The following is a 20,889-nucleotide window of genomic DNA, read 5'->3' as shown; positions in this document are numbered from 1 at the left end:
TCTATTCAACAAATTCGAATTCTCCTCCAAGAATTCTTACGATATCTCCATTTTCACAGCCACGTTCACGCAATGCATCATCAATACCCATTGAGCGCATTTGACGCGCAAAGCGTCTCACTGCCGGATCACTATTGAAATCAGTCATCTTGAACATACGTTCAATGGATTTACCACTTACTACATAAGCACCGTCATCATCACGTGTAATCGTGAAGTTGTCTTGGTTTGGTGTGTGTTTATAAAGTACACGGTTCACACCTGGTTCATCTTCTGATTTCGTAAAGTCGACATCTTTCACTTTTTCGAGTTGATCTGCAATCGCATATAATAATGTATCGATATTGTCATGCGTATACGTAGACAATGGAATGATTTGCACATCTTCATCATTGAGTTCTTCTTTGAATAACGCTAAATTGTCTTCAGCATCAGGCATATCCATTTTGTTTGCGACTACGATTTGAGGTCGATCTTCTAAGCGCTCTTCATATGCGCGTAATTCTTTATTAATGATTTGATAATCTTCAAAAGGATCGCGAGCCTCTGAGCCACTCATATCTATCATATGCACGATGACTTTCGTACGTTCCACGTGTCTTAAAAATTGATGACCAAGTCCTACGCCATCTGAAGCACCCTCAATTAAACCTGGTAAATCTGCCATCACAAAGCTGCGATCATCCGCAGTTGAAACTACACCTAAATTAGGTTTAATTGTTGTGAAATGATAAGCTCCGATTTTGGGTTTGGCTTTAGAGACAATAGAAAGTAATGTAGATTTACCGACACTTGGGAAACCAACTAAGCCAACATCAGCAAGCAGCTTCAATTCAAGTGTGATATCAATTTCTTCTCCAGGTTCACCATTTTCACTAAAATCGGGCGCAGGATTTCGAGGTGAGGCAAAGCGAGAATTTCCGCGTCCGCCACGTCCTCCTTTAGCTACGACCGCACGTTGACCTCCTTCTACGAGGTCTGCAAGTACTTCTCCGTTTTCCTGATTTCTGATAATCGTACCTGGTGGCACACGCAATATAAGATCTTCCGCATTTTTACCATGCATGTTACTACCTTGGCCATTTTCACCTTTTTTAGCTTTAAATTGTCTTTGATATCTAAAATCGAGCAGTGTTCTTAGCCCTTCATCTACTTCAAAAACAACGGAAGCACCATCGCCTCCATCACCGCCAGCGGGTCCTCCAAATGGGACGTATTTTTCACGGCGATACGCTGTAATTCCGTTACCCCCGTCGCCAGCTTTTAAAGATATTTCAACTTGATCGACGAACATGTTGCTCACCTCTTTTTTTATATGATGTATTCATTTAATTATATCATTAGTTTGTTTCATAGAAAATATAGCAAAAATAAAACACCAGAAGTGATGACTTCTGGTGTTAACAAGAAACAGATTACTCAGCTGCTGAATATACAGAAACTTGTTTTCTGTCGCGACCTTTGCGTTCGAATTTTACAACGCCGTCGATTTTAGCGAATAATGTATCATCGCCACCGCGACCTACATTTTCACCAGGATGAATTTTAGTACCGCGTTGACGGTATAAAATAGATCCGCTAGTTACGTATTGGCCATCAGCACGTTTAGAACCTAAACGTTTTGATTCAGAGTCACGACCGTTTTTTGTAGAACTTACCCCTTTTTTAGAAGAGAAGAACTGTAAGTTTAATTTTAGCATTAGGTAGCACCTCACTTATAATTTAATCTAATATTTTCATTGTATTCTTCTTCAATCGTTTGAAGCGATACTAACATCGCTTGAAGAATTAATTGCGCTTTTTCATCATTTGTATTTACACTTCTGTAATGGAAGTGCCCACCATCATCGTCGTAATCTATATCTGGCTTTTCGTTTGTTAAGCCCATCACGGCATTAATACTACCGAATAATACGGCTGAAGCACCAGCACAAACTATGTCCTGACCATGTGAACCGTAGTCCGCATGACCATCCATAATCACTTCATAGACTTGACCTTCATCATTTAACGTAATATCAACAGTAATCATAATTAAGCGTTGATTTTGTTAATAGTTAATTTAGTGTAAGGTTGACGATGACCTTGTTTACGTTTAGAGTCTTTACGACGTTTGTAAGTGAATACAGTAATTTTTTTACCGCGACCTTGTTTGTTAACTGTTGCGTTTACTGAAGCACCTTCAACTGTTGGCGCACCAACTTTAACAGAATCTCCACCTACAAATAATACTTTGTCGAAAGTGAATTCATCACCTTCGTTAGCGTCTAATTTTTCAACGAAGATCTCTTGACCTTCTTCTACTTTAATTTGTTTTCCGCCTGTTTCGATAATAGCAAACATACTTTGCACCTCCTATATTATAAGTCACGCCAAGAACAGGTGACATCACATGTACTTAAACCTGAAATTGAGCGGTTGTATGTAGCTATAAACTACTCAACTACTGTAGTTTAGCATCATCTTTTTTTACTGTCAATATTCAGCTGTATTTTATGAAAGAATTTATTGAGCAATGGTTCCATGATAATCAGTAACACGAGATTAATAATCATCGTTGGTATGAGACGGAATAATATAAAATCAAATAGATCAAATGTAATCAAATCTAACATACCATAAATGATCGCCGTATAGATTTCAAAGAACAATACACTCATTAATGTCAAAACAAATAACATGACGCGGTCACGGTAAAACGTTTTGAAGAATTGATCAAATATGACTACGAACAAGATATAACCAAATAAGTATAAACCGTAGAAACTACCAAAGTATAAGTCGGTTACGAGTCCAAGAACCACTGACATGATGAGACCAACACCGAAACTACGGTAAATCGTTAACAACAGTAAGTACATCAGTGTGAGATGTGGTACAAAAATAATATCTTTCGTACCGATATGCATCGGCACAATCAGACTGATCGCAGCATCTAAGTAAAATACCAAGACGCCAATCAAGAAGTAATAAAGGGCGCGCATTAACGACCACCACTTTCGTCATTCGCTACTGTGTCGTCATCACGTTTAGCGACATAAACATGAGATAAATCACCTAAATTAGCGCCTGTTTTCACGCGAACCTCTTTAGATAAACCATAATCATCGTTTGATACTTTGGTTACTTCTCCTACATAAAGATCGCTTGGTAGTTGATCTGCAAGACCACTTGTAACGACTTTATCGCCTTTATCAATTTTATCTTTATTATTGATGTCAGTAATAACGAGTTCTTCATTTTTTTCATCAAAGTGATCAATTAAGCCAAATACGTTTTCACCATCATTTTGAATATCTACCGATAAACGATTGCTTCGAGTATTCGTAGAAATTAGATCAACTTGAGATGAAAACTGATTCACTTTCGTTACACGACCCACAAGTCCTTCGGTGGTCATCACAGCCATGTTTGTTTTAACGCCAGCTTTAGCACCTTTGTTAATGACAAATCGATTCATCCATTGATCAGGATTTCTAGCAATAACTGTGCTTGAAATTGGGTCGTATTCTGAGATGTCATCCATATCTAATTCATTTTTATATTTCTTATTTTCCGCTTTTAGGCGTTCATTTTCGGCCTCTAATTGTTTAACTCGATTGGAATCCGCTCCTGAATCATCATTTTGTAACCAATTTTCAATAGAGCCTTTGACAAATTGGATTGGATAACCGACAACCCTTTGACCCACTGATACGGAGTCACTCACATATTGTTCCGCAGAGGTTTGATTCTGTGAACGAATGGAAAGTCCAATTAAGGCAATAAATACGATAATTGCACACAAAATAACAATCAGTTTGTTATTTCTGAAAAACTTTAACAATCTAAACACCTCAATTAACAGTTCAAATTTCTATAACACGGTACATCCACACAGTCAGTAGATATGAATATTGATATACATGAAATGAGTTGTCTATATCGCACAAGACAAACCAAATGCTCATATTCAAAATCCTCATATGTATTTAAAAGCGAAGATTGACCTTAATACTACTAATATAATTTAGTCTACTTTAATTTGTAAAATATAATTATCGAAACGTTGTAAGGATTCAAAAGTAAAAGTATATAATCCTCATATAAATTACATTACTATGTGTTTTAAAAGACCGTGACTGTCTTTATCGCTAAGCTATAGTATAACAATTTTTGTACGTTAAATTCTATTGTTCACACTTCTAATCACATAGAAAGTGGGAGCAAACCCAAAATGAAAGTCACTCATTCTATACCGTATCACGCTTTAGAAGTTGAACCATGCTCACTTTCATTGTATTGGCTTGCTCCCTTTTAATCGGCACATCTTAAAAACAAATGCGCCGTTTTTATAACCATTCATGTTTCATTTTATATTAGTTATCGTCTTTTGATTCTTCATCAGAAGATGATTCTTCTTTTTTCTCATCTTCTTTATATAGCGTTTCGTCTTTTCTCCAACGCGCAAATAAATTTTGTGCTTTAGCTTGTTCATCAGCTTGTTTTGCTTTTGATTGTTCACTCATGAATTAGTCACCAACCTTTTTAGCTTTTTCATTATCAGGCTAACGCACTTGAATTGAGAATTCAATCACATTACTCATACGCTTCTTTATATTTTAAAGGTATGTATTCATCTAATTCTTGTAGATCTTGTTGCATTTCAAGTTCAGTGGCATATACTCTTAGTGAATCTGAGCCGAATTTATAAATAATGTATTCATTTTCACGTTGTCCCGCTAGATATTCATCATTATAGCCCATTCGTTCTAATCCAGTAACCGACATGAACTCTGATTTATCTAGCCATTCAAATACTTTTCTCACTTGGCTTAATGGGATATTATTGAGGATATCATTTTCTTTAACGATGTACCGTGTACCACCACTTTCACCATGAGAGGCTTGTTGTTCTTGGACAATAGGTCGTTCATGTTCATTAACAGGATTCCACGGCTGATCCTTCAAAAATGGCGCATAACGCAATGCGAGATATATGATCAAGATAATCGCTACGATTGCTATGATATTTTTAATTAATCTTAATATAAATCGCATGATAGACGCGCCTCCTCTTTTATCATAGTACATTTTACTCAAATGATTAAAAACATGCATCAGACCACAGCATGACATAACTCAAAACTATAGACCGATGAAAACATACATGAACTTAAATATAATCAATATTAAGAGGTGAAAAAATGAATATACTAATCATAATCTTAATTGCACTTTTAGTTATCCTGCTATTCAAGGTTGGTCTTTCTCTACTTAGAGTATTGATTTCAATAGCGGTTGCTGTCTTATGTATATATTTAGCTTATCAAGGTGTGATGTGGTTACTCGATCACTACAATGAATATCTCAATACATCTAATTGGAACTTATAAAAGACCTGAATGCGTTTTAAAGGATAAATCATCGATATTCAAAATATTAAACTAAATCATAACTAAAATTAAATAAACCTCTCGGGAGCATATAATCGTTGGATAGAAAGTGATCATATCACTTTACATATGAGTTCATACATATTTCAGCGCCACATATGCTCCCTCTTTATGTTCACCAAAGATTCCTTACATGACTCTCAGAAGTACTAATTTATCTTTTGTGAAAGTATTTGGTATACGTAATAACATCCAGTTAAAATTAAGCCCCAAACAAATCCCACAATTAAATTTGCGATAAAGAACATCCATATTGATGCTTCGATATCTACTGCTACAATCATAATCACTGTGGTAAGTGTCATTCCAAGCAATGATAAACCGATAGCTATACCCGTTCTTTTCCAATTGATGGAGATACGTTTACGCACAAGTTGCATCAAGTATATCACCGGAAATATTAATCCAATCAGCATGATCGCACTCAATCATTACACCTCATTTGTACTATTTTTCACTGACATTATACACGAAATAAATCACGAAGTGGTAATTAAGTTATGGATACTTATCAGATTAAACACTTTCCCCATTCACAAACGTTGCATATTCTATTCAAATAAACCCGCTTCAACCAGACTCAAATACTTCTGATTTCCGATGATAATGTGATCTAATACATCAATACCTAAAACTTCACCACACTGTCTAAGTCTTGAAGTAGTGACTTTATCAGCTTCCGAGGGTGTGACATCTCCAGAAGGATGATTGTGTACGACGATAATCGCATGACTCGACGCTTTAATCGCTTCATGAAAGACCTCTCGTGGATGCACGACCGAACTGGTAAGTGTCCCTATAAAAATCACCTTTTGTTTAATGACTATATTTTTCGCATTTAAAAATAATACAACAAAATGCTCTTGCGTTAAATCTTGTAATTTACCCATCATAAATTGAGCCACATCATTTGGAGAAGTGATCTTTATTTTCTCATCAACACTTCCAGAATGCATACGTTCTCCTAATTCAAAAGCTGCTTTCAATATAACAGCTTTATATAAACCGATGCCTTTAAACGTTTTTAGTTCATCGATCGATAACTGTTTAATTTCTTTTAAATTTTCTACGCTGAGTAACAGTTCATTGGCGATTTCTAAACTGGACACACCTTTTCTCCCAGTATTAAGCAATATCGCCAATAATTCTGCATGGGAAAGGTATGCAGCACCGTAATTTAATAAGCGCTCTCTAGGTTTTTGTGATGTAGCAAGTTCGTTAATTTTCAAATAAAAAAACCTCCTTGATATAAAGATGAATATTGAGACATAACAAAACAAAAAGAAAGAAAGATAAAAGGTAAAAGTGGCACATGACGAGTAAGCCCCTCCCGTTTAAATAGCATCCAGGCGAGTATAACGATGCCACCAATAATAAAGGTAAACAAAAAGACATAAATAAAGACCATGAGAGGTAAGAAACTCGCGAGCACACTAAAAACGAGTATATCGCCATAACCGATGGCGTGCTGACTACAAAAATAAAATAGATGTAAGCCTATTAACATGAGCAACGTACTAGAGAAATGTATGTCACTATAAAAATAGCAACATAATGAAAAAATCAAAATCATGTGTAATGGAATAGTAAGTGTGGCTATATCAAATATACTCAAAGTCAGTAGCATGAAGAATAAAATGAGAAATAATTCGGAAGTAATCGGAAGCTTCATGTTTAATAAGGGGATGGCACTAAGTGAAATTGTTTCACCCAACGGATATAGGAAACTTAGCTTTTGATGGCAACAACGTGATTGCCCTCTTTGAATGATATAACTGAAAATGGGGATGAGTTCTAAAGTGGATAAAGGACGTTGGCAGTAATCACAACGAGATCTTGAAGATAAATATTTGATAGATAGTTGTTCAACGCTACATAGCTGATATAAAAAACTAACAATAATGGGAAACATCAGTAGTTGGACAATCAAGCACATCACCTCTCACACATTATAACACAACTATTATATTTTATAACATTTTTATCAAATATAGATAATCTGTATGTACTACCTCGACTAATTTTTACTTTAAGTTGCGGTAAGCCCATATTCTGCACATATCTCCTCCCAAAAATCCAGTCACCTCTATCAAGTTTCCTAGTTCCAACATCAAATTTTTTAAACAAAAAAAATCGGACTAACTGGTATAACGCATACTCAGTTAGTCCGATTTCTAATCTCTATTCATTGAATGAAGTTGTTTTAAAAGTTTAATTTCGCTTTGACTTCACTAATAAAATACAAACTACCTGTAATCAATAAACCGTCACCATCGTAATTTTCAATAAAGGAAACATAGTCATCGATCATTTCTTTATTATCACTTGGAACATCGTGGTAAATATCTTCTTTAGTTAGTGATTTTGGAAATTCAAAGTCTGTAATGTAAAAGCGATCAGCGATTTCAGTTAAGTTTTCTGCCATTTTGCGTACTGATTTACCTTTAATGGCTGAAAACAGAATATCCATTTTATCTCTGTGATAGTATTTTTTGATTGTATCAGTGAGTGCGGAAACACTTTCTGTATTATGCGCACCATCTAAAATCATCAAAGGTTGTTCTTTAACTTGTTCAATACGGCCAGTCCAATGAACAGATTCAATACCATCAATCATTTTGTTAAAGTCGAGCTCTATATAGTTACGTTCATTTAATTCGATTAAAGCAGTAATGGCTAATGCTGCATTTTCTTTTTGATGTTCTCCAACCATTTCAAGGACGATCGTTTCTAATTCATAATCTTTGTAGCGATATGTAAACTCATCGTCTTCTGAAACGATATTAATATCACGATCATACTCAATCGGCGTTGCGTGACGTTCTTCTGCATAGCTACGAATCACTTTTAATGCATCATCGTTTTTCACGGCATAAATCACAGGGATATGAGGTTTAACGATATCACCTTTATCTCTAGCGATATCGATGTACGTATCCCCTAAAATATCAGTGTGATCTAAACCGATGCTCGTCAATATTGCCATTATAGGATTAAATACATTCGTTGAATCATTTTTAATACCTAAACCAGCTTCGATAATAACAAAATCTACTGGATGAAGTTTGCCGAAATAAACAAACATCATAGCAGTAATAATTTCAAATTCTGTCGCAACACCTAAATCTGTTTGTTCATCCATGTCTTCACTGACTGTTTTCACAATTTGTACGAGTTCAACGACTTCATCATCTGAGCTAGGAACGCCATTTAAACTAATACGTTCATTAAAAGTTTCTATAAATGGTGAAGTAAATGTACCGACCTCGTAACCATTATCTACTAATGCAGCTCTGAGGTAAGCAACTGTTGATCCTTTGCCATTCGTACCGCCAACGTGAATACCTCTGATGTTGTGTTGTGGATTGTCCAATCTTTCAAGCATCCATTCCATACGCTTGACTCCAGGTTTAACGCCAAATTTAGTTCTCTCATGTATCCAGTATAAACTATCTAGGTAATTCATGACTAAAACTCCTATGCTTTCAATTGATTAATTCTTTCTTTAACACCATCATATTTTTCTTGATAATTCTGTTGTTTTTCACGTTCTTCGTTAATGATTTTTTCTGGGGCTTTGTTAACAAAGTTCTCATTTGCTAATTTTTTGTTTACACGGTCTAATTCTTTTTGCCATTTGTCTAATTCTTTTTCAAGACGTGCAATTTCTTTGTCCATGTCGATTAAGCCTTCAAGTGGTAACACGACATCTCCCGCTGCGGTTACTGAAGTCATTGCTTTCTCTGGTATATCAATAGATGTTTCAATCACTAATTCACTTGGGTGACAGAATCGGTCGATGTAATTTTGGTTATCGATCAATGTTGCTTTGACTTGGTCGTTTTTAGCTTGAATAAAAATAGGAATGGCTTTAGATAATGGTGTTTCAACTTCTTGACGTGATTGTCTTACTGATTTAATGATTTCTACAAGTTGTTCCATAGTTTCTTTACTATCTTCAAATATAAACTCTTTTCTTACGCGTGGCCACTCTGCCGTTACGATTGTTTCACCTTCATGTGGTAAGTTTTGCCAAATTTGTTCAGTTACAAATGGCATAAATGGATGTAACATACGCATTGTTTGGTCTAACACGTAAGTCAATACAGAACGTGTCACTTGTTTTTGATCTTCATCGTCGCCATTCATAGGTATTTTACTCATTTCGATATACCAATCACAGAATTCATCCCAAATGAAATTATAAAGTGCACGACCAACTTCACCGAATTCATATTTATCACTGAGATCAGTCACTGTTTCAATCGTTTCATTTAAGCGAGTCAATATCCATTTATCTGCGAGTGATAATTGACCAGAAAGATCGACATCTTCCACTTTAAAGTCATCACCAATATTCATAATACTGAATCGTGCTGCGTTCCAGATTTTATTAATGAAGTTCCATACGGCTTCAACTTTTTCAGTAGAATAACGTAAATCGTGACCTGGTGAAGAACCTGTTGCTAAGAAGTATCTCAAGCTGTCCGCACCATATTCATCAATGACATCCATAGGATCGACACCGTTGCCGAGTGATTTACTCATTTTACGTCCATCTTCCGCACGCACGAGTCCGTGTAATAAGACATCTTCAAATGGACGTTGCTCAGTGAATTCCACACCTTGGAAAATCATTCGTGCAACCCAGAAGAAGATAATGTCATAACCCGTAATCAGTGCATTCGTTGGATAATAATGTTGGAAGTCTTTTGCTTCAACATCTGGCCAACCGAGTGTAGAGAATGGCCAGAGCGCACTAGAGAACCATGTGTCTAATACGTCTTCATCTTGCTCCCAATTTTCAATATCTTCAGGTGTTTCCTCAGCGACATAGAGTTCTCCAGTTTCTTTGTGATACCAAGCTGGAATTTGGTGACCCCACCATAGTTGACGTGAAATCGTCCAATCTCTGATTTCTTCCATCCAGCGATTGAAAGTTTTTTCAAAACGTGGAGGTACGAAGTTTACGCGTTGATCTGTTTTTTGATTGTTTAACGCTTGTTCTGCAAGAGGTTTCATTTTGACGAACCATTGCGTAGAAAGATAAGGCTCTACGACAGCGCCAGAGCGTTCAGAATGGCCTACCGCATGTTCATGTTCTTCAATTTTAATAACGAGACCTTCTTTTTTCAGATCTTCAACGAGTTGTTCACGACAGTCGAAGCGATCCATACCTTCGTATTTGCCCGCTTTATCGTTCATTTTACCAGATTCATCCATCACAACGATGCGTTCTAAATCATGACGATTACCAATTTCAAAGTCGTTTGGATCATGGGCAGGTGTTACTTTCATCGCACCACTACCAAATTCAATATCAACATAATCATCAGCTAAGATAGGTAATTCTCTACCAACAATAGGTAAAATGACTTTCTTACCAATGACATCTTTATAACGATCATCTTCTGGATTCACGACAATCGCCGTATCACCAAGCATTGTTTCAGGACGTGTGGTTGCAATGTCTATGTATCCATCTCCATCCGCATATGGATATTTGAAGTGATAAAATTTACCTTGAACGTCTTCGTGAATGACTTCGATATCAGAAAGTGCAGTTTGTGCAACTGGATCCCAGTTAATAATGTATTCTCCACGATAAATTAAGCCTTTATTATACATATCAACAAACACTTTACGTACCGCTTTACTTAAACCATCATCTAATGTGAAGCGTTCACGACTATAGTCTAATCCAAGGCCTAATTTAGCCCATTGTTTACGGATAAATGACGCATATTCTTCTTTCCAATCCCAAACTTGTTCTAAAAATTTCTCTCTACCTAAATCACGGCGTGAGATACCTTGTTCGTTTAATTTCGCTTCCACTTTAGCTTGTGTCGCGATACCGGCATGGTCCATACCAGGTAAATATAGCGTATCGTAACCTTGCATCCGTTTCATACGTGTGATGATGTCTTGTAACGTTGTATCCCATGCATGTCCAAGATGCAGTTTACCTGTCACATTGGGCGGCGGAATAACAATTGTATAGGGTTGTTTATTCTCGTCTCTTGTTGCTTTAAAATAACCGTTGTCTACCCACTGTTGATAGCGCCCTGCTTCAACTTCTTGCGGGTTATATTTAGGTTTCATCTCCATCGTTTTGCCTCCTTAAAAATAAAAACATCCGTCCTACTAAATTAATAATAGGACGGATATTCCGTGGTACCACCTAAATTCAAGAGCATGTCTATCCATAATAACACGACATAAACTCAAGCACTCATAGTTATGATTAACGCTCAAAACACGTTCTAACCTAATTTATCTCTATCAAGTTCAGTTAGAAATCTTGTGGGCTACCTTCGCTACAGATCATCTATACACTTTCAGCTCTATGTGTACTCTCTGAGAAATAATCAATAGTTACTCTTCCCAAAACGCATTATTTAATTACGATATTATAGTATAATGAATCCTGCAATAAGTCAATGAGGAGGCGCTAACTTTTATGAATCCTTGTGCGTTTAATACCAAAGATCCGTTATATTTAAAATATCATGATGAAGTTTGGGGCAGACCTTGCTATGACAGTTTAAAACTGTTTAAACTGATAGCTCTAGAATCACAACATGCTGGTCTTTCGTGGCTTACCATCTTAAAGAAAAAGTCAGCTTATGAAGACGCATTTTATCAGTTTGATCCGATTCGCATTGCGCAAATGACTCAAGACGATATCTCACAACTCATGTCATTCCCAAATATCATCCATAATCGTAAAAAGCTAGAAGCCATTGTTAACCAGGCTAAAGGTTATTTGGAAATCGAACGACAACACGGTAGCTTTAGTAACTTTTTATGGGAAACTGTGGAGCACGAACCGATCAACATGCATTACCAGTCCCCTGAAGATCGCATCACTGTCGACGCGCGTGCGACGCAGTTATCAAAATCTTTAAAATCATATGGCTTTAGCTTTTTAGGGCCAGTCACTGTATTTTCGTTTTTAGAAGCAGCCGGCCTATATAACAGCCATTTAGAAAGTTGTCCTCATAATCCTGCACATACGGACAAACCTTTAGCGCCTGCAGAATGGTTTTAATGCATGTAAAGTGCTTCGACCTAACTTTACCGTCGTTGTGCTGCCAATTTATTCAAAATAAATTGAATTAAGGGTGCAATAATAAATAAGATGAAAAAGATTCTAAATATATGATAACTCGATATCATCGCGACGTCGCCACCTGTTTCCATTGCGACTAAGACGATTTGATTCACACCACCAGGGGCTGCACTTAAGAACAAGTTATTAATGTCATGATTGCTGAAATAACTAATGATATTAACCATGACGAAAGTCACGAGGATTAATAATACATTTTGTAAGGTAATTGCTACAGCAATGCGCCCTTTCATTTGATCGAGTAAGTGAGCAATTTGGACCCCTATACTGATCATATATAACACTTGAGCGGCAGCGATGATATAACTATCCAACGCAAATGTCATGTTCGTCGTCAGATTCCAACCAATTAACACGATGATCGGTGCCAACAGTTCTTTCGTTGGAAAATGAATTTTCTTCATCAATACGTAAACCAACGCAATCAAAACACCAATAATTAACACATGTTGTAACGATAATACGTCAGTCAACGGTGCTTGCACATATGCGCCAGCACTACTTTGTTCCTTAGGCGTTGAATACAAAAATGAAATCAGCGGAATTAAAATGACGACAAAGATAATACGTGACGTCTGTGTTAAACTCACGATCATGAGATTGGCACGTTTATCTTCCTCTGCCATTAATAACATCTGACTCAACGCCCCTGGTATGACACTTAACATCGCGGTTTGAAAATTAACCTGTGCTATCCGCTTAAATAACGTTGCGATTAATAATGATAACACGATGAGTAATACAGTCATCAACACGATGAAGAACCAATCATCTTTAATGTCTCCGATGACACTTTTCGTAAAGGTCGTACCGATTTGAACTCCGAGTAAAATCATTCCTAGTAGTTTAATCCAAGATGGCCAATTGACTTCTAATTTTAAAACTCTAACGCAGATAATCCCAGCTATAATTGGACCAAACATAAATGGAAGTAATACATGTAAAAAGTGCAGTGTAAGACTGATAGCAACCGCCATGAGAAACAGCAAACTATTATTCAACCATAAATGTTTTTTCATATAACCCAACTTCCAATAGTCGATTCATAAATGTTTTGGATATAAAACGAACGTCTGAGCCATCCTAATAGTACTCAGACGTTTTTCTCTTTCTTATACGATTCGGCTTAACGCGCGATCAAAGGCTTCAACGGTTTGTTTAATATCTTCTTCAGTATGTGCAGTAGATAAGAACGTACCTTCAAATTGGGATGGTGGTAAGAAGATACCTTCTTTCGCGATTTCACCGTACATTTTACCAAATAATTCTAGGTCACTTTGATTGGCTTCATCAAAGTTTGTCACAGGCCCTTCGTTTAAGAAGTAACCAATCATTGATCCTGCACGATTAACGGTAATCGGTACGTTATGTTTCGCGAAGACATCTTTCAAGCCTTGTTCAAGGATGTCACCTAATTTATTAAAGTGCTCATATGATTCAGGTGTTAATTGACTGAGTGTTTCATATCCACTTGTCATAGCGAGTGGGTTGCCGGATAAAGTACCAGCCTGATAAATCGTACCGACCGGCGCAATTTCATCCATAATTTCTTTTTTACCACCGAACGCACCAACTGGTAAGCCACCACCGATGACTTTTCCTAAACAAGTTAAATCAGGAATGACACCGAAGTAGCCTTGTGCACAATTGTATCCGACTCTGAATCCAGTCATCACTTCGTCGAATATTAACAATGCGCCATAGTCGTTTGTCATATCACGTAAACCTTGTAAGAATCCTTCTTTCGGAGGTACGACACCCATATTGCCGGCAACAGGTTCTACGATCACACCTGCGATGTCATCGCCATATTGTTCAAAAGCCACTTTCAACGCATCTAAGTCGTTATAAGGTACTGTAATCGTGTTTTTCGCTGTACCTTCAGGCACGCCTGGAGAATCAGGTAATCCGAGTGTGGCAATTCCTGAGCCTGCTTTAATTAAGAGTGAATCACTATGTCCGTGATAACATCCTTCAAACTTCACAATTTTATTTCTGCCAGTATAGCCTCTCGCTAAACGAAGTGTATCAAGTGTTGCTTCAGTACCTGAAGATACCATACGGACTTTCTCAATAGAAGGTACGCGTTCGATGACAAGTTCAGCTAATTTATTTTCTTCTAACGTTGATGAACCAAAGCTTGTACCACGATCAACCGCTTCGTGCAATTTCTCAATCACACGTGGATTTTTGTGACCTAAAATGAGTGGCCCCCAACTCAATACATAATCGATGTATTCATTACCATCAATATCATAAATACGAGATCCTTCACCATGCTCCATGAATAAAGCGGGTGTATCCACAGATTTAAAGGCTCTTACTGGACTATTCACCCCACCAGGCATAAGGGGTTCTGCTTTTTTCATTGCTTCAATTGATTTGTCATAACGTGACATAAATGACTCCCTCCTCTATTATCCTTCATCAATATATCTGCAAATATCTTTTGCGAAATAAGTAATAATAATATCAGCGCCTGCGCGTTTCATAGATTTAATTTGTTCCATGACGACTGCTTTTTCATCGATCCAACCATTTTGAGCTGCAGCTTTGATCATGCTGTACTCGCCACTCACGTTGTATGCTACAACAGGGACGTTCGTGTGGTTGCGCACATCACGCACGATATCTAAGAAACTGAGTGCAGGTTTGACAATCATCATATCTGCGCCTTCGTGTAAATCACTTTCAAGCTCTCTCAAAGCTTCACGGCGATTCGCTGGATCCATTTGATATGTTTTTCGATCGCCAAATTGTGGTGCAGAATCTGCTGCGTCTCTAAATGGACCAAAGAAGCTAGATGCATATTTGATGCCATAGCTCATAATCGGTACATTTTCATAACCTGCGTCATCTAAACCTTTACGAATGCTAGCGACGAAGCCGTCCATCATATTACTTGGGGCAATAATATCTGCACCTGCTTCTACTTGAGAAATCGCTGTTTTAACAAGTAATGGTAAAGATCTATCATTATCTACATCTTTCGTTTGTTCATTGATTAAGCCACAGTGGCCATGATCGGTATATTCACAAAGACACGTATCTGCTACAATCAATAAATCACTATATAATTGTTTTGCAATTCTAGTCGCTTCTTGAATGACACCATGTTCATCGTATGCCCCATGACCTTCAGGATCTTTTTCATTTGGCACACCAAAGAACATAATAGCTCGAATGCCTAAATCATAAGCGTCTTTAAGTTCTTCATGTAATAAGTTTAAACTGATTTGATAAATACCTGGCATAGAACTAATTTCTTCTTTCACATCATCTTGTTCTACGACAAAAATAGGATAAATCAAATCATCTTTACGTACGTGTGTTTCACTAACTAAATTGCGCATTGATTTAGAAGAACGTAATCTTCTATGTCTATCAAAATCCATTATTCTGCTTACCTTCTTTCGCTTTTTGTATCATTGCATCGATGGTAGGCTCATCTGCCTGTATCGCAGATTGTCCATATTGATGCATGGTATGCAATGTTTGTTTACCTATGACTATATAATGATTAAATTGAAGTGATGCACTATCGAGATAATCAAAGAAATATCTGACAGCTGAACTACTGGCAAAAGTCACAGCAACAACCTCATTATTTTTTATGAGCTGAACGACTGTTTTAATATTTTCCAAATCGGGTTGTGGTTGATATAAATCAATCTTTTCAACTGCTACTTCGCGGTCACGCAATTGTTCCACAAGATAAGGACGCGCCGCTTTACTTGAAGGAATGAGCACACTTTCTCCAGCACGAATCGGACATTCAGCTAAGAAACCTTCTTGTGAATAATCAGCCGGATAGAAATCTACGGCAATACCTTCTTTTTCACAATATGCTGCTGTTTTTTTACCTATGACAGCCACTTGTTTGTAATGTGACCGGGAAAGATAGGGTTTAAAGTATTTGACTGCATTTTTAGATGAAAAAATAATCCAGTCATAGTGTACACTGAGAAGCGTTTGATTGAAAGTAAGCGGCTCAATTTTAATAAACGGCTTGTGCATGAGAGACGCGTCATTGCTTTCAATTTTGCTAGAATGTGTCATCACTATAACTGGATTCATAATTCTCACCCTTATTTATGATTCTGCATCATTTAATGCTTCAATGATTTTATGTGCCCCTTGATCTTTAAGTATCGTACTCACTTTTTCAGCAACTGCAACTGGATCTTTACCACGCTCTGTTTGTTGGTAACGTTCTTTACCATCCGTAGACATAATCAAACCTGTAAATTCGATGGTGCCATCATCCTCTTCTGTCGCATAACCGCCAATTGGAACTTGGCAACTACCGTTCATCGCTTTTAAAAATGTGCGTTCAGCAGTCACACATCGCGCTACAGATTGATTGTGCACCTGTTGTAAAAGTGTGATAAGTTCTTCGTCATCTGCTCTGCATTCAATTCCTAAAGCACCTTGACCAATGGCAGGAACAAGTGTTTCTTTGTTCAAATAGGTAGTAACAATGTCATCTGACCAACCCATCCGTTTTAATCCTGCAGCAGCAAGAATAATCGCGTCATAATCTTCCGTTTCTAATTTGTTTAGGCGCGTATCAATGTTACCGCGAATCCACTTAATTTCTAGGTCAGGATATTTCGCTAAAATTTGAGCACCGCGGCGCAATGAACTTGTACCGACAATACTACCAGCAGGAAGTTGATCTAACGGTGTATGATTTTTCGCAATGTAAGCATCGAAAGGATTTTCTCTATCTGGCACACAGCCGAGTGTTAAGCCTTCTGGTAACTCACTTGGTACATCTTTAAGTGAATGAATCGCTAAATCAATCGTATGATCGAACAATTCATTTTGGATTTCTTTGACGAATAAGCCTTTTCCACCCACTTTTGATAATTGCTTATCTATTACGCGGTCGCCTTTAGTGACGATTTCTTTGATTTCGATATCGAGATCAGGTTGAATCTCTTTCAACTGATCGATAAATTGTTGACTTTGTCTAAGCGCCAACTTACTTCTACGCGAACCGACGATCAGCTTACGCATCTATAAATCACTTCCTCTCAAATCTTTTAAAATGAATCAATTAACAGCTTGGATTCACCCTGCTAAATGGTGAAAGCTTGATACATGTGAGGCAAATAATAAATTAATCATACATAAACAGAACAAAGCAATATTAAGATATATCAGTTTATGTTTCGTTAATACTTTATATATTCTTAGTATAATATAACAGCCGTACAACAGTAGAATAATTAGAGACAATATCACTTTCGAATCGATGAAGATTGGATTGCCTAGTGTATTCAAACCCCATTGTACACCTAAAATAATACTAAATATCAACATGACAAAACCAATTAATGAACTATAGAACACTGTTTTTTCCAGTGTTGCTACACTTGCAATACGGAAGTAAACTTGACTGAATTGCTTCCGCTTCAAATTATTATATTGAATCAAATACAGTATGGCATTCACAAAAGCGAAAGCAAACAAAGCATAACTTACAATCGCTAATCCAATATGTACAAATAAGAGTTCATTAATGAGTCTTAACTGGTCGCCTTCAGCTTGACCTTGTAATGGTTGATACGTCGTTAACGCTAGTAAAATGAAACCGATGAGATTAAATAAAAATATAGATATATTTAAATGTTTAATGACAGATATGACAATCGATATTGAAATAATCAACCATGTCAATACGAATAATACATCAAAGACATTACCTAATAAGGCATGACGGTACATATTAATATAAATAGACAAAGAGATTGTTTGTAAAACCCAAACAATCCCCAGTGTGATAAACCCTACTTGTCTAATTCTATGATTCTTCGTTATAAAATCATAGAAATAACAAAATATACTTATTAAATATACGAATAAGATAAGTTCATGAAATCTAAAAAATAGTGTTTCTTGCATAGCATCACCATGGCTAGAAGCTTATTCAAAACTTAAAATGCGACCATGACCTACTTCTGATTTAGCCTTTGATTTAGCTTCGGAAGCTTGCTGTTCTTTTTTCTCCTCTGTAGCTGATTCGATGGCAAAAATGTTTTGAAAGAGCTCTAATTTTTCATTGCTTTTTCTATCATTACTCAACTCTTTAGCTTGTTTAATTGGATCTTTTAACATTTGATTGATGATGCTTTTCGTATGTTTAGAGATCACTTTACGTTCACGCTCTGATAAATCAGGTAATTTGCGATCAATACTGTCCATCGTATCAGCTTGAATGTTCATTGCTTTTTCTCTTAATGCACGAATAACAGGTACGACACCTAACATGTTGACCCAATCATTATGTGCATTGATTTCACCTGGAATTTGTTGTTCAATTTGCGCTGCAGCTTGTTGACGTTCTCTCAAGTTCGCGTCGACAAGCCCTTTCAGATCGTCAACATCATACGTAAAGCTATCAGAAATGGCATCGATATTCGGTTCTATATCTCTTGGTACCGCTATATCAATGAGTACTAAAGAATCAGATTTACGATGCGGTGCGACTGATTTTAACATTTCGTTCGTAATCATAAACTGTTCAGAGCTTGTAGAACTGATCACGATATCAGCTTGTGCTAATAAAGTTGGTAGTGATTCTAAGGAGTCATATGCAACATGATATTTGTCGGCTAATCGCTGCGCATTGGCTACTGTGCGATTAACGACAGTAATATCAGTTACATCTGAACCCTGTAAATTTAATAGTGAAAGTTCACTCATATCCCCCGCACCAATAATAAGTACTTTTTTATGAGCTAATTTGCCAAACACTTTTTTAGCAAGTTCAACCGCAGCATAAGATACGCTCACTGCATTATCAGCAATATCCGTTTCATTATGTGCTTTTTTCGCAAAAGTAATCGCTTGTTTGAAAAGATGATTAAAGATTGTACCTGTGGTTTGCTCTTCTTGTGCCATGAAGAAAGCATCTCTCATTTGGCCAAGAATTTGTGTTTCACCAAGTACAATTGAATCTAATCCAGTTATGACGCGAAATAGATGTTCTACAGCGTCGTCCCCCACTTTGACTTCTGAAAAAGATTTAATGTCATCGACTTCAAAACCAAACTTACGCGCTAAAAATCTTTGAATGTAGTAACGACCAGTATGAATCTGATCGACTACCGCGTATACTTCTGTGCGATTGCAAGTTGATAATATGACATTTTCTAAGATAGATTTTGTCTCGAATAAATCAACATTGGCTGAACGTTTAGCATCATTGTTAAAAGCAACTTGTTCTCTAAGTGCTACATCGGCTGTTCGCTGATTGATACTTACCGCGATTAAATGCATTTATAACGCCCTCCATAAATATTACAATAATGCAAGTATAACATATATATGGCCACATTTAAGCAACTTGCCCGATTAATTTAGAAGAATTATAATCTACAGTCAAAATTTTGCCATAAATGCACCAAAAAAATGATTTATCCTTTCCAATATTAAAATCATTATAAATAAGGTTCAATGAGATCCCAAATTCGCTGTTGCTTGTTATTTTTTATCGAAGAATAACTGATAATTTGATCTTCAGGCTCCATTTCTAATTCACGTTGGATGCGTGATAAATTTTTTTGAACCTTTCCTTTTGCGATTTTGTCTTCTTTAGTAGCAACCACAAGTGTAGGTATTTCGTAATATTTGAGATAATCATACATTAATCGATCATCTTCTGTAGGATTATGCCTCAAATCAACCAATTGTATGACAAGCTTCAATGAGGTTCTTGTCGTTAAATATTGTTCAATCATTTTGCCGAATGCTTCACGTTGGCTTTTGCTTACCTTTGCATAACCATAGCCCGGCACATCGACAAAGACAAGTTGTTGATCGATATCATAAAAATTGAGCGTCTGTGTCTTACCAGGTTGTTGAGAGGTGCGAGCCATATTTTTACGTCCGATCATACTATTAATAAAAGTAGATTTCCCCACATTGGAACGTCCACTCAATGCAACTTCACTCAATCCTGTTTCTGGATATTGTTCTTGTTTTACCGCACTGATTAAAAGCTCTATATTATTTGGATTTATTTTCATTATTCGACCCTCTCTTTCACATGATAGCTGTTCTATTATATTATAAAGTCCATTAGAATGAAATAATTTCTCCAAAACACATACGGTTTTAAATAATATTATATATATATTTAAAAAACGAGGAGAGAAAAAGAATCGTGGCATAAAACGTGGATAAGGTAGCTAAATAAGATTGCATCACCGTCCGAGACTCCTGAGGCATCTAGCCGAAACTGAAAATCCATTTTGGCCAAATACATGTAGTAATTTAAAGTGTTATTTATTAGCCAAAATTAGTTGGCAGTAG

23 protein-coding genes and 2 other annotated features are annotated in these 20,889 nt (G+C 36.6%); of the genes, 2 read left to right on the top strand and 21 right to left on the bottom strand.

What is annotated here, in order from left to right:
- Position 1: 1 nt before the first annotated feature.
- The 8 genes from obgE to ACSBRB_RS00945 all read right to left on the bottom strand — a co-directional run bounded on the left by obgE (position 2) and on the right by ACSBRB_RS00945 (position 5,040).
- The gene (gene obgE / locus ACSBRB_RS00980; RefSeq protein ID WP_435031213.1) at positions 2-1,294 is read right to left on the bottom strand and encodes a GTPase ObgE; all 1,293 of its coding nucleotides are present in this window, start codon (positions 1,292-1,294) and stop codon (positions 2-4) included.
- A 121-nt stretch (positions 1,295-1,415) separates the two neighbouring features.
- Positions 1,416-1,700, bottom strand: coding sequence for a 50S ribosomal protein L27 (gene rpmA, locus ACSBRB_RS00975; protein ID WP_059107205.1), 285 nt, complete (start codon positions 1,698-1,700; stop codon positions 1,416-1,418).
- Between the two features lie 11 nt (positions 1,701-1,711).
- Entirely contained in the window at positions 1,712-2,032 is a 321-nt protein-coding gene (locus tag ACSBRB_RS00970; protein WP_059107204.1) for a ribosomal-processing cysteine protease Prp, read from the bottom strand.
- 2 nt (positions 2,033-2,034) lie between these two features.
- Entirely contained in the window at positions 2,035-2,343 is a 309-nt protein-coding gene (gene rplU, locus ACSBRB_RS00965; protein ID WP_435031212.1) for a 50S ribosomal protein L21, read from the bottom strand.
- A 12-nt stretch (positions 2,344-2,355) separates the two neighbouring features.
- Positions 2,356-2,430: a sequence feature (ribosomal protein L21 leader region), on the bottom strand.
- Between the two features lie 29 nt (positions 2,431-2,459).
- Positions 2,460-2,984, bottom strand: coding sequence for a rod shape-determining protein MreD (mreD, locus tag ACSBRB_RS00960; RefSeq protein ID WP_435031211.1), 525 nt, complete (start codon positions 2,982-2,984; stop codon positions 2,460-2,462).
- The gene (gene mreC, locus ACSBRB_RS00955) at positions 2,984-3,826 is read right to left on the bottom strand and encodes a rod shape-determining protein MreC (protein ID WP_435031210.1); all 843 of its coding nucleotides are present in this window, start codon (positions 3,824-3,826) and stop codon (positions 2,984-2,986) included. The genes mreD and mreC overlap by 1 nt, the downstream gene beginning before the upstream one ends.
- 532 nt (positions 3,827-4,358) lie before the next feature.
- Positions 4,359-4,508, bottom strand: coding sequence for a hypothetical protein (locus ACSBRB_RS00950; protein ID WP_435031209.1), 150 nt, complete (start codon positions 4,506-4,508; stop codon positions 4,359-4,361).
- A 70-nt stretch (positions 4,509-4,578) separates the two neighbouring features.
- Positions 4,579-5,040, bottom strand: coding sequence for a DUF4930 family protein (locus tag ACSBRB_RS00945; protein ID WP_435031208.1), 462 nt, complete (start codon positions 5,038-5,040; stop codon positions 4,579-4,581).
- Positions 5,041-5,186: 146 nt separating this feature from the next.
- Here ACSBRB_RS00945 and ACSBRB_RS00940 point away from each other — a divergent pair, with 146 nt between their 5' ends.
- A complete protein-coding gene (locus ACSBRB_RS00940; RefSeq protein ID WP_435031207.1) occupies positions 5,187-5,375 on the top strand; it encodes a hypothetical protein in 189 nt (62 codons plus the stop codon).
- Positions 5,376-5,584: 209 nt separating this feature from the next.
- Here the strand turns inward: ACSBRB_RS00940 and ACSBRB_RS00935 are convergent, their stop codons facing one another.
- The 5 genes from ACSBRB_RS00935 to ACSBRB_RS00915 all read right to left on the bottom strand — a co-directional run bounded on the left by ACSBRB_RS00935 (position 5,585) and on the right by ACSBRB_RS00915 (position 11,543).
- Entirely contained in the window at positions 5,585-5,863 is a 279-nt protein-coding gene (locus ACSBRB_RS00935; RefSeq protein WP_435031206.1) for a hypothetical protein, read from the bottom strand.
- 123 nt (positions 5,864-5,986) lie between these two features.
- The gene (radC, locus tag ACSBRB_RS00930) at positions 5,987-6,664 is read right to left on the bottom strand and encodes a RadC family protein (RefSeq protein ID WP_435031205.1); all 678 of its coding nucleotides are present in this window, start codon (positions 6,662-6,664) and stop codon (positions 5,987-5,989) included.
- Entirely contained in the window at positions 6,661-7,347 is a 687-nt protein-coding gene (locus ACSBRB_RS00925; protein WP_435031778.1) for a prepilin peptidase, read from the bottom strand. Before ACSBRB_RS00925 ends, radC begins: the two co-directional genes overlap by 4 nt.
- A 291-nt stretch (positions 7,348-7,638) precedes the next feature.
- Positions 7,639-8,901: a bifunctional folylpolyglutamate synthase/dihydrofolate synthase gene (locus tag ACSBRB_RS00920; protein ID WP_435031204.1), complete on the bottom strand. Its 1,263-nt coding sequence runs from the start codon at positions 8,899-8,901 to the stop codon at positions 7,639-7,641.
- Positions 8,902-8,912: 11 nt separating this feature from the next.
- Positions 8,913-11,543 carry a valine--tRNA ligase gene (locus ACSBRB_RS00915; RefSeq protein ID WP_435031203.1) on the bottom strand — a complete coding sequence of 877 codons (2,631 nt, stop codon included), beginning with the start codon at positions 11,541-11,543 and terminating at the stop codon, positions 8,913-8,915.
- Positions 11,544-11,588: 45 nt separating this feature from the next.
- Positions 11,589-11,830: a binding site (T-box leader), on the bottom strand.
- A 65-nt stretch (positions 11,831-11,895) separates the two neighbouring features.
- On the opposite strand from ACSBRB_RS00915, the gene ACSBRB_RS00910 reads away from it, so the two are divergent.
- Positions 11,896-12,486 carry a DNA-3-methyladenine glycosylase I gene (locus ACSBRB_RS00910; protein WP_435031202.1) on the top strand — a complete coding sequence of 197 codons (591 nt, stop codon included), beginning with the start codon at positions 11,896-11,898 and terminating at the stop codon, positions 12,484-12,486.
- Between the two features lie 26 nt (positions 12,487-12,512).
- Here ACSBRB_RS00910 and ACSBRB_RS00905 read toward each other — a convergent pair whose 3' ends face one another.
- The 8 genes from ACSBRB_RS00905 to yihA form a co-directional block, all read right to left on the bottom strand.
- Positions 12,513-13,586, bottom strand: a complete 1,074-nt coding sequence (locus ACSBRB_RS00905; RefSeq protein ID WP_435031201.1) for an AbrB family transcriptional regulator — start codon at positions 13,584-13,586, stop codon at positions 12,513-12,515.
- A gap of 93 nt (positions 13,587-13,679) precedes the next feature.
- Positions 13,680-14,966, bottom strand: a complete 1,287-nt coding sequence (gene hemL, locus ACSBRB_RS00900) for a glutamate-1-semialdehyde 2,1-aminomutase (protein WP_435031200.1) — start codon at positions 14,964-14,966, stop codon at positions 13,680-13,682.
- An 18-nt stretch (positions 14,967-14,984) separates the two neighbouring features.
- On the bottom strand, positions 14,985-15,962 hold the full coding sequence (gene hemB / locus ACSBRB_RS00895) for a porphobilinogen synthase (RefSeq protein ID WP_435031199.1): 978 nt from the start codon (positions 15,960-15,962) through the stop codon (positions 14,985-14,987).
- Positions 15,952-16,644 carry a uroporphyrinogen-III synthase gene (locus ACSBRB_RS00890; RefSeq protein ID WP_435031198.1) on the bottom strand — a complete coding sequence of 231 codons (693 nt, stop codon included), beginning with the start codon at positions 16,642-16,644 and terminating at the stop codon, positions 15,952-15,954. The genes hemB and ACSBRB_RS00890 overlap by 11 nt, the downstream gene beginning before the upstream one ends.
- Positions 16,645-16,659: 15 nt before the next feature.
- Positions 16,660-17,589 carry a hydroxymethylbilane synthase gene (gene hemC, locus ACSBRB_RS00885; protein ID WP_435031197.1) on the bottom strand — a complete coding sequence of 310 codons (930 nt, stop codon included), beginning with the start codon at positions 17,587-17,589 and terminating at the stop codon, positions 16,660-16,662.
- A 54-nt stretch (positions 17,590-17,643) separates the two neighbouring features.
- Complete coding sequence (gene ccsA, locus ACSBRB_RS00880) at positions 17,644-18,477, bottom strand: cytochrome c biogenesis protein CcsA (RefSeq protein WP_435031196.1); 834 nt, start codon at positions 18,475-18,477, stop codon at positions 17,644-17,646.
- A 21-nt stretch (positions 18,478-18,498) separates the two neighbouring features.
- The gene (hemA, locus tag ACSBRB_RS00875) at positions 18,499-19,854 is read right to left on the bottom strand and encodes a glutamyl-tRNA reductase (protein WP_435031195.1); all 1,356 of its coding nucleotides are present in this window, start codon (positions 19,852-19,854) and stop codon (positions 18,499-18,501) included.
- Between the two features lie 161 nt (positions 19,855-20,015).
- Entirely contained in the window at positions 20,016-20,603 is a 588-nt protein-coding gene (yihA, locus tag ACSBRB_RS00870) for a ribosome biogenesis GTP-binding protein YihA/YsxC (RefSeq protein WP_435031194.1), read from the bottom strand.
- Positions 20,604-20,889: the final 286 nt, after the last annotated feature.

This window comes from Staphylococcus auricularis, from assembly GCF_051172115.1.
GTDB classification, from domain to species: domain Bacteria; phylum Bacillota; class Bacilli; order Staphylococcales; family Staphylococcaceae; genus Staphylococcus; species Staphylococcus auricularis_A.
Note: the sequence above shows the minus strand (reverse complement) of the source record. Positions and strands in the feature narration are given on the sequence as shown.

Bases quoted from the DNA above. Each gene is read 5' to 3' on its own strand.
- ACSBRB_RS00970 (WP_059107204.1), bottom strand. From the start codon at position 2,032: ATGATTACTGTTGATATTACGTTAAATGATGAAGGTCAAGTCTATGAA.
- ccsA (WP_435031196.1), bottom strand. From the start codon at position 18,477: ATGCAAGAAACACTATTTTTTAGATTTCATGAACTTATCTTATTCGTA.
- ACSBRB_RS00910 (WP_435031202.1), top strand. From the start codon at position 11,896: ATGAATCCTTGTGCGTTTAATACCAAAGATCCGTTATATTTAAAATAT.
- ACSBRB_RS00920 (WP_435031204.1), bottom strand. From the start codon at position 8,901: ATGAATTACCTAGATAGTTTATACTGGATACATGAGAGAACTAAATTT.
- rplU (WP_435031212.1), bottom strand. From the start codon at position 2,343: ATGTTTGCTATTATCGAAACAGGCGGAAAACAAATTAAAGTAGAAGAA.
- hemL (WP_435031200.1), bottom strand. From the start codon at position 14,966: ATGTCACGTTATGACAAATCAATTGAAGCAATGAAAAAAGCAGAACCC.
- hemB (WP_435031199.1), bottom strand. From the start codon at position 15,962: ATGGATTTTGATAGACATAGAAGATTACGTTCTTCTAAATCAATGCGC.
- yihA (WP_435031194.1), bottom strand. From the start codon at position 20,603: ATGAAAATAAATCCAAATAATATAGAGCTTTTAATCAGTGCGGTAAAA.
- rpmA (WP_059107205.1), bottom strand. From the start codon at position 1,700: ATGCTAAAATTAAACTTACAGTTCTTCTCTTCTAAAAAAGGGGTAAGT.
- hemA (WP_435031195.1), bottom strand. From the start codon at position 19,854: ATGCATTTAATCGCGGTAAGTATCAATCAGCGAACAGCCGATGTAGCA.
- obgE (WP_435031213.1), bottom strand. From the start codon at position 1,294: ATGTTCGTCGATCAAGTTGAAATATCTTTAAAAGCTGGCGACGGGGGT.
- hemC (WP_435031197.1), bottom strand. From the start codon at position 17,589: ATGCGTAAGCTGATCGTCGGTTCGCGTAGAAGTAAGTTGGCGCTTAGA.
- ACSBRB_RS00890 (WP_435031198.1), bottom strand. From the start codon at position 16,644: ATGAATCCAGTTATAGTGATGACACATTCTAGCAAAATTGAAAGCAAT.
- ACSBRB_RS00915 (WP_435031203.1), bottom strand. From the start codon at position 11,543: ATGGAGATGAAACCTAAATATAACCCGCAAGAAGTTGAAGCAGGGCGC.
- ACSBRB_RS00945 (WP_435031208.1), bottom strand. From the start codon at position 5,040: ATGCGATTTATATTAAGATTAATTAAAAATATCATAGCAATCGTAGCG.
- mreD (WP_435031211.1), bottom strand. From the start codon at position 2,984: ATGCGCGCCCTTTATTACTTCTTGATTGGCGTCTTGGTATTTTACTTA.
- ACSBRB_RS00905 (WP_435031201.1), bottom strand. From the start codon at position 13,586: ATGAAAAAACATTTATGGTTGAATAATAGTTTGCTGTTTCTCATGGCG.
- ACSBRB_RS00950 (WP_435031209.1), bottom strand. From the start codon at position 4,508: ATGAGTGAACAATCAAAAGCAAAACAAGCTGATGAACAAGCTAAAGCA.
- ACSBRB_RS00940 (WP_435031207.1), top strand. From the start codon at position 5,187: ATGAATATACTAATCATAATCTTAATTGCACTTTTAGTTATCCTGCTA.
- ACSBRB_RS00925 (WP_435031778.1), bottom strand. From the start codon at position 7,347: ATGTTTCCCATTATTGTTAGTTTTTTATATCAGCTATGTAGCGTTGAA.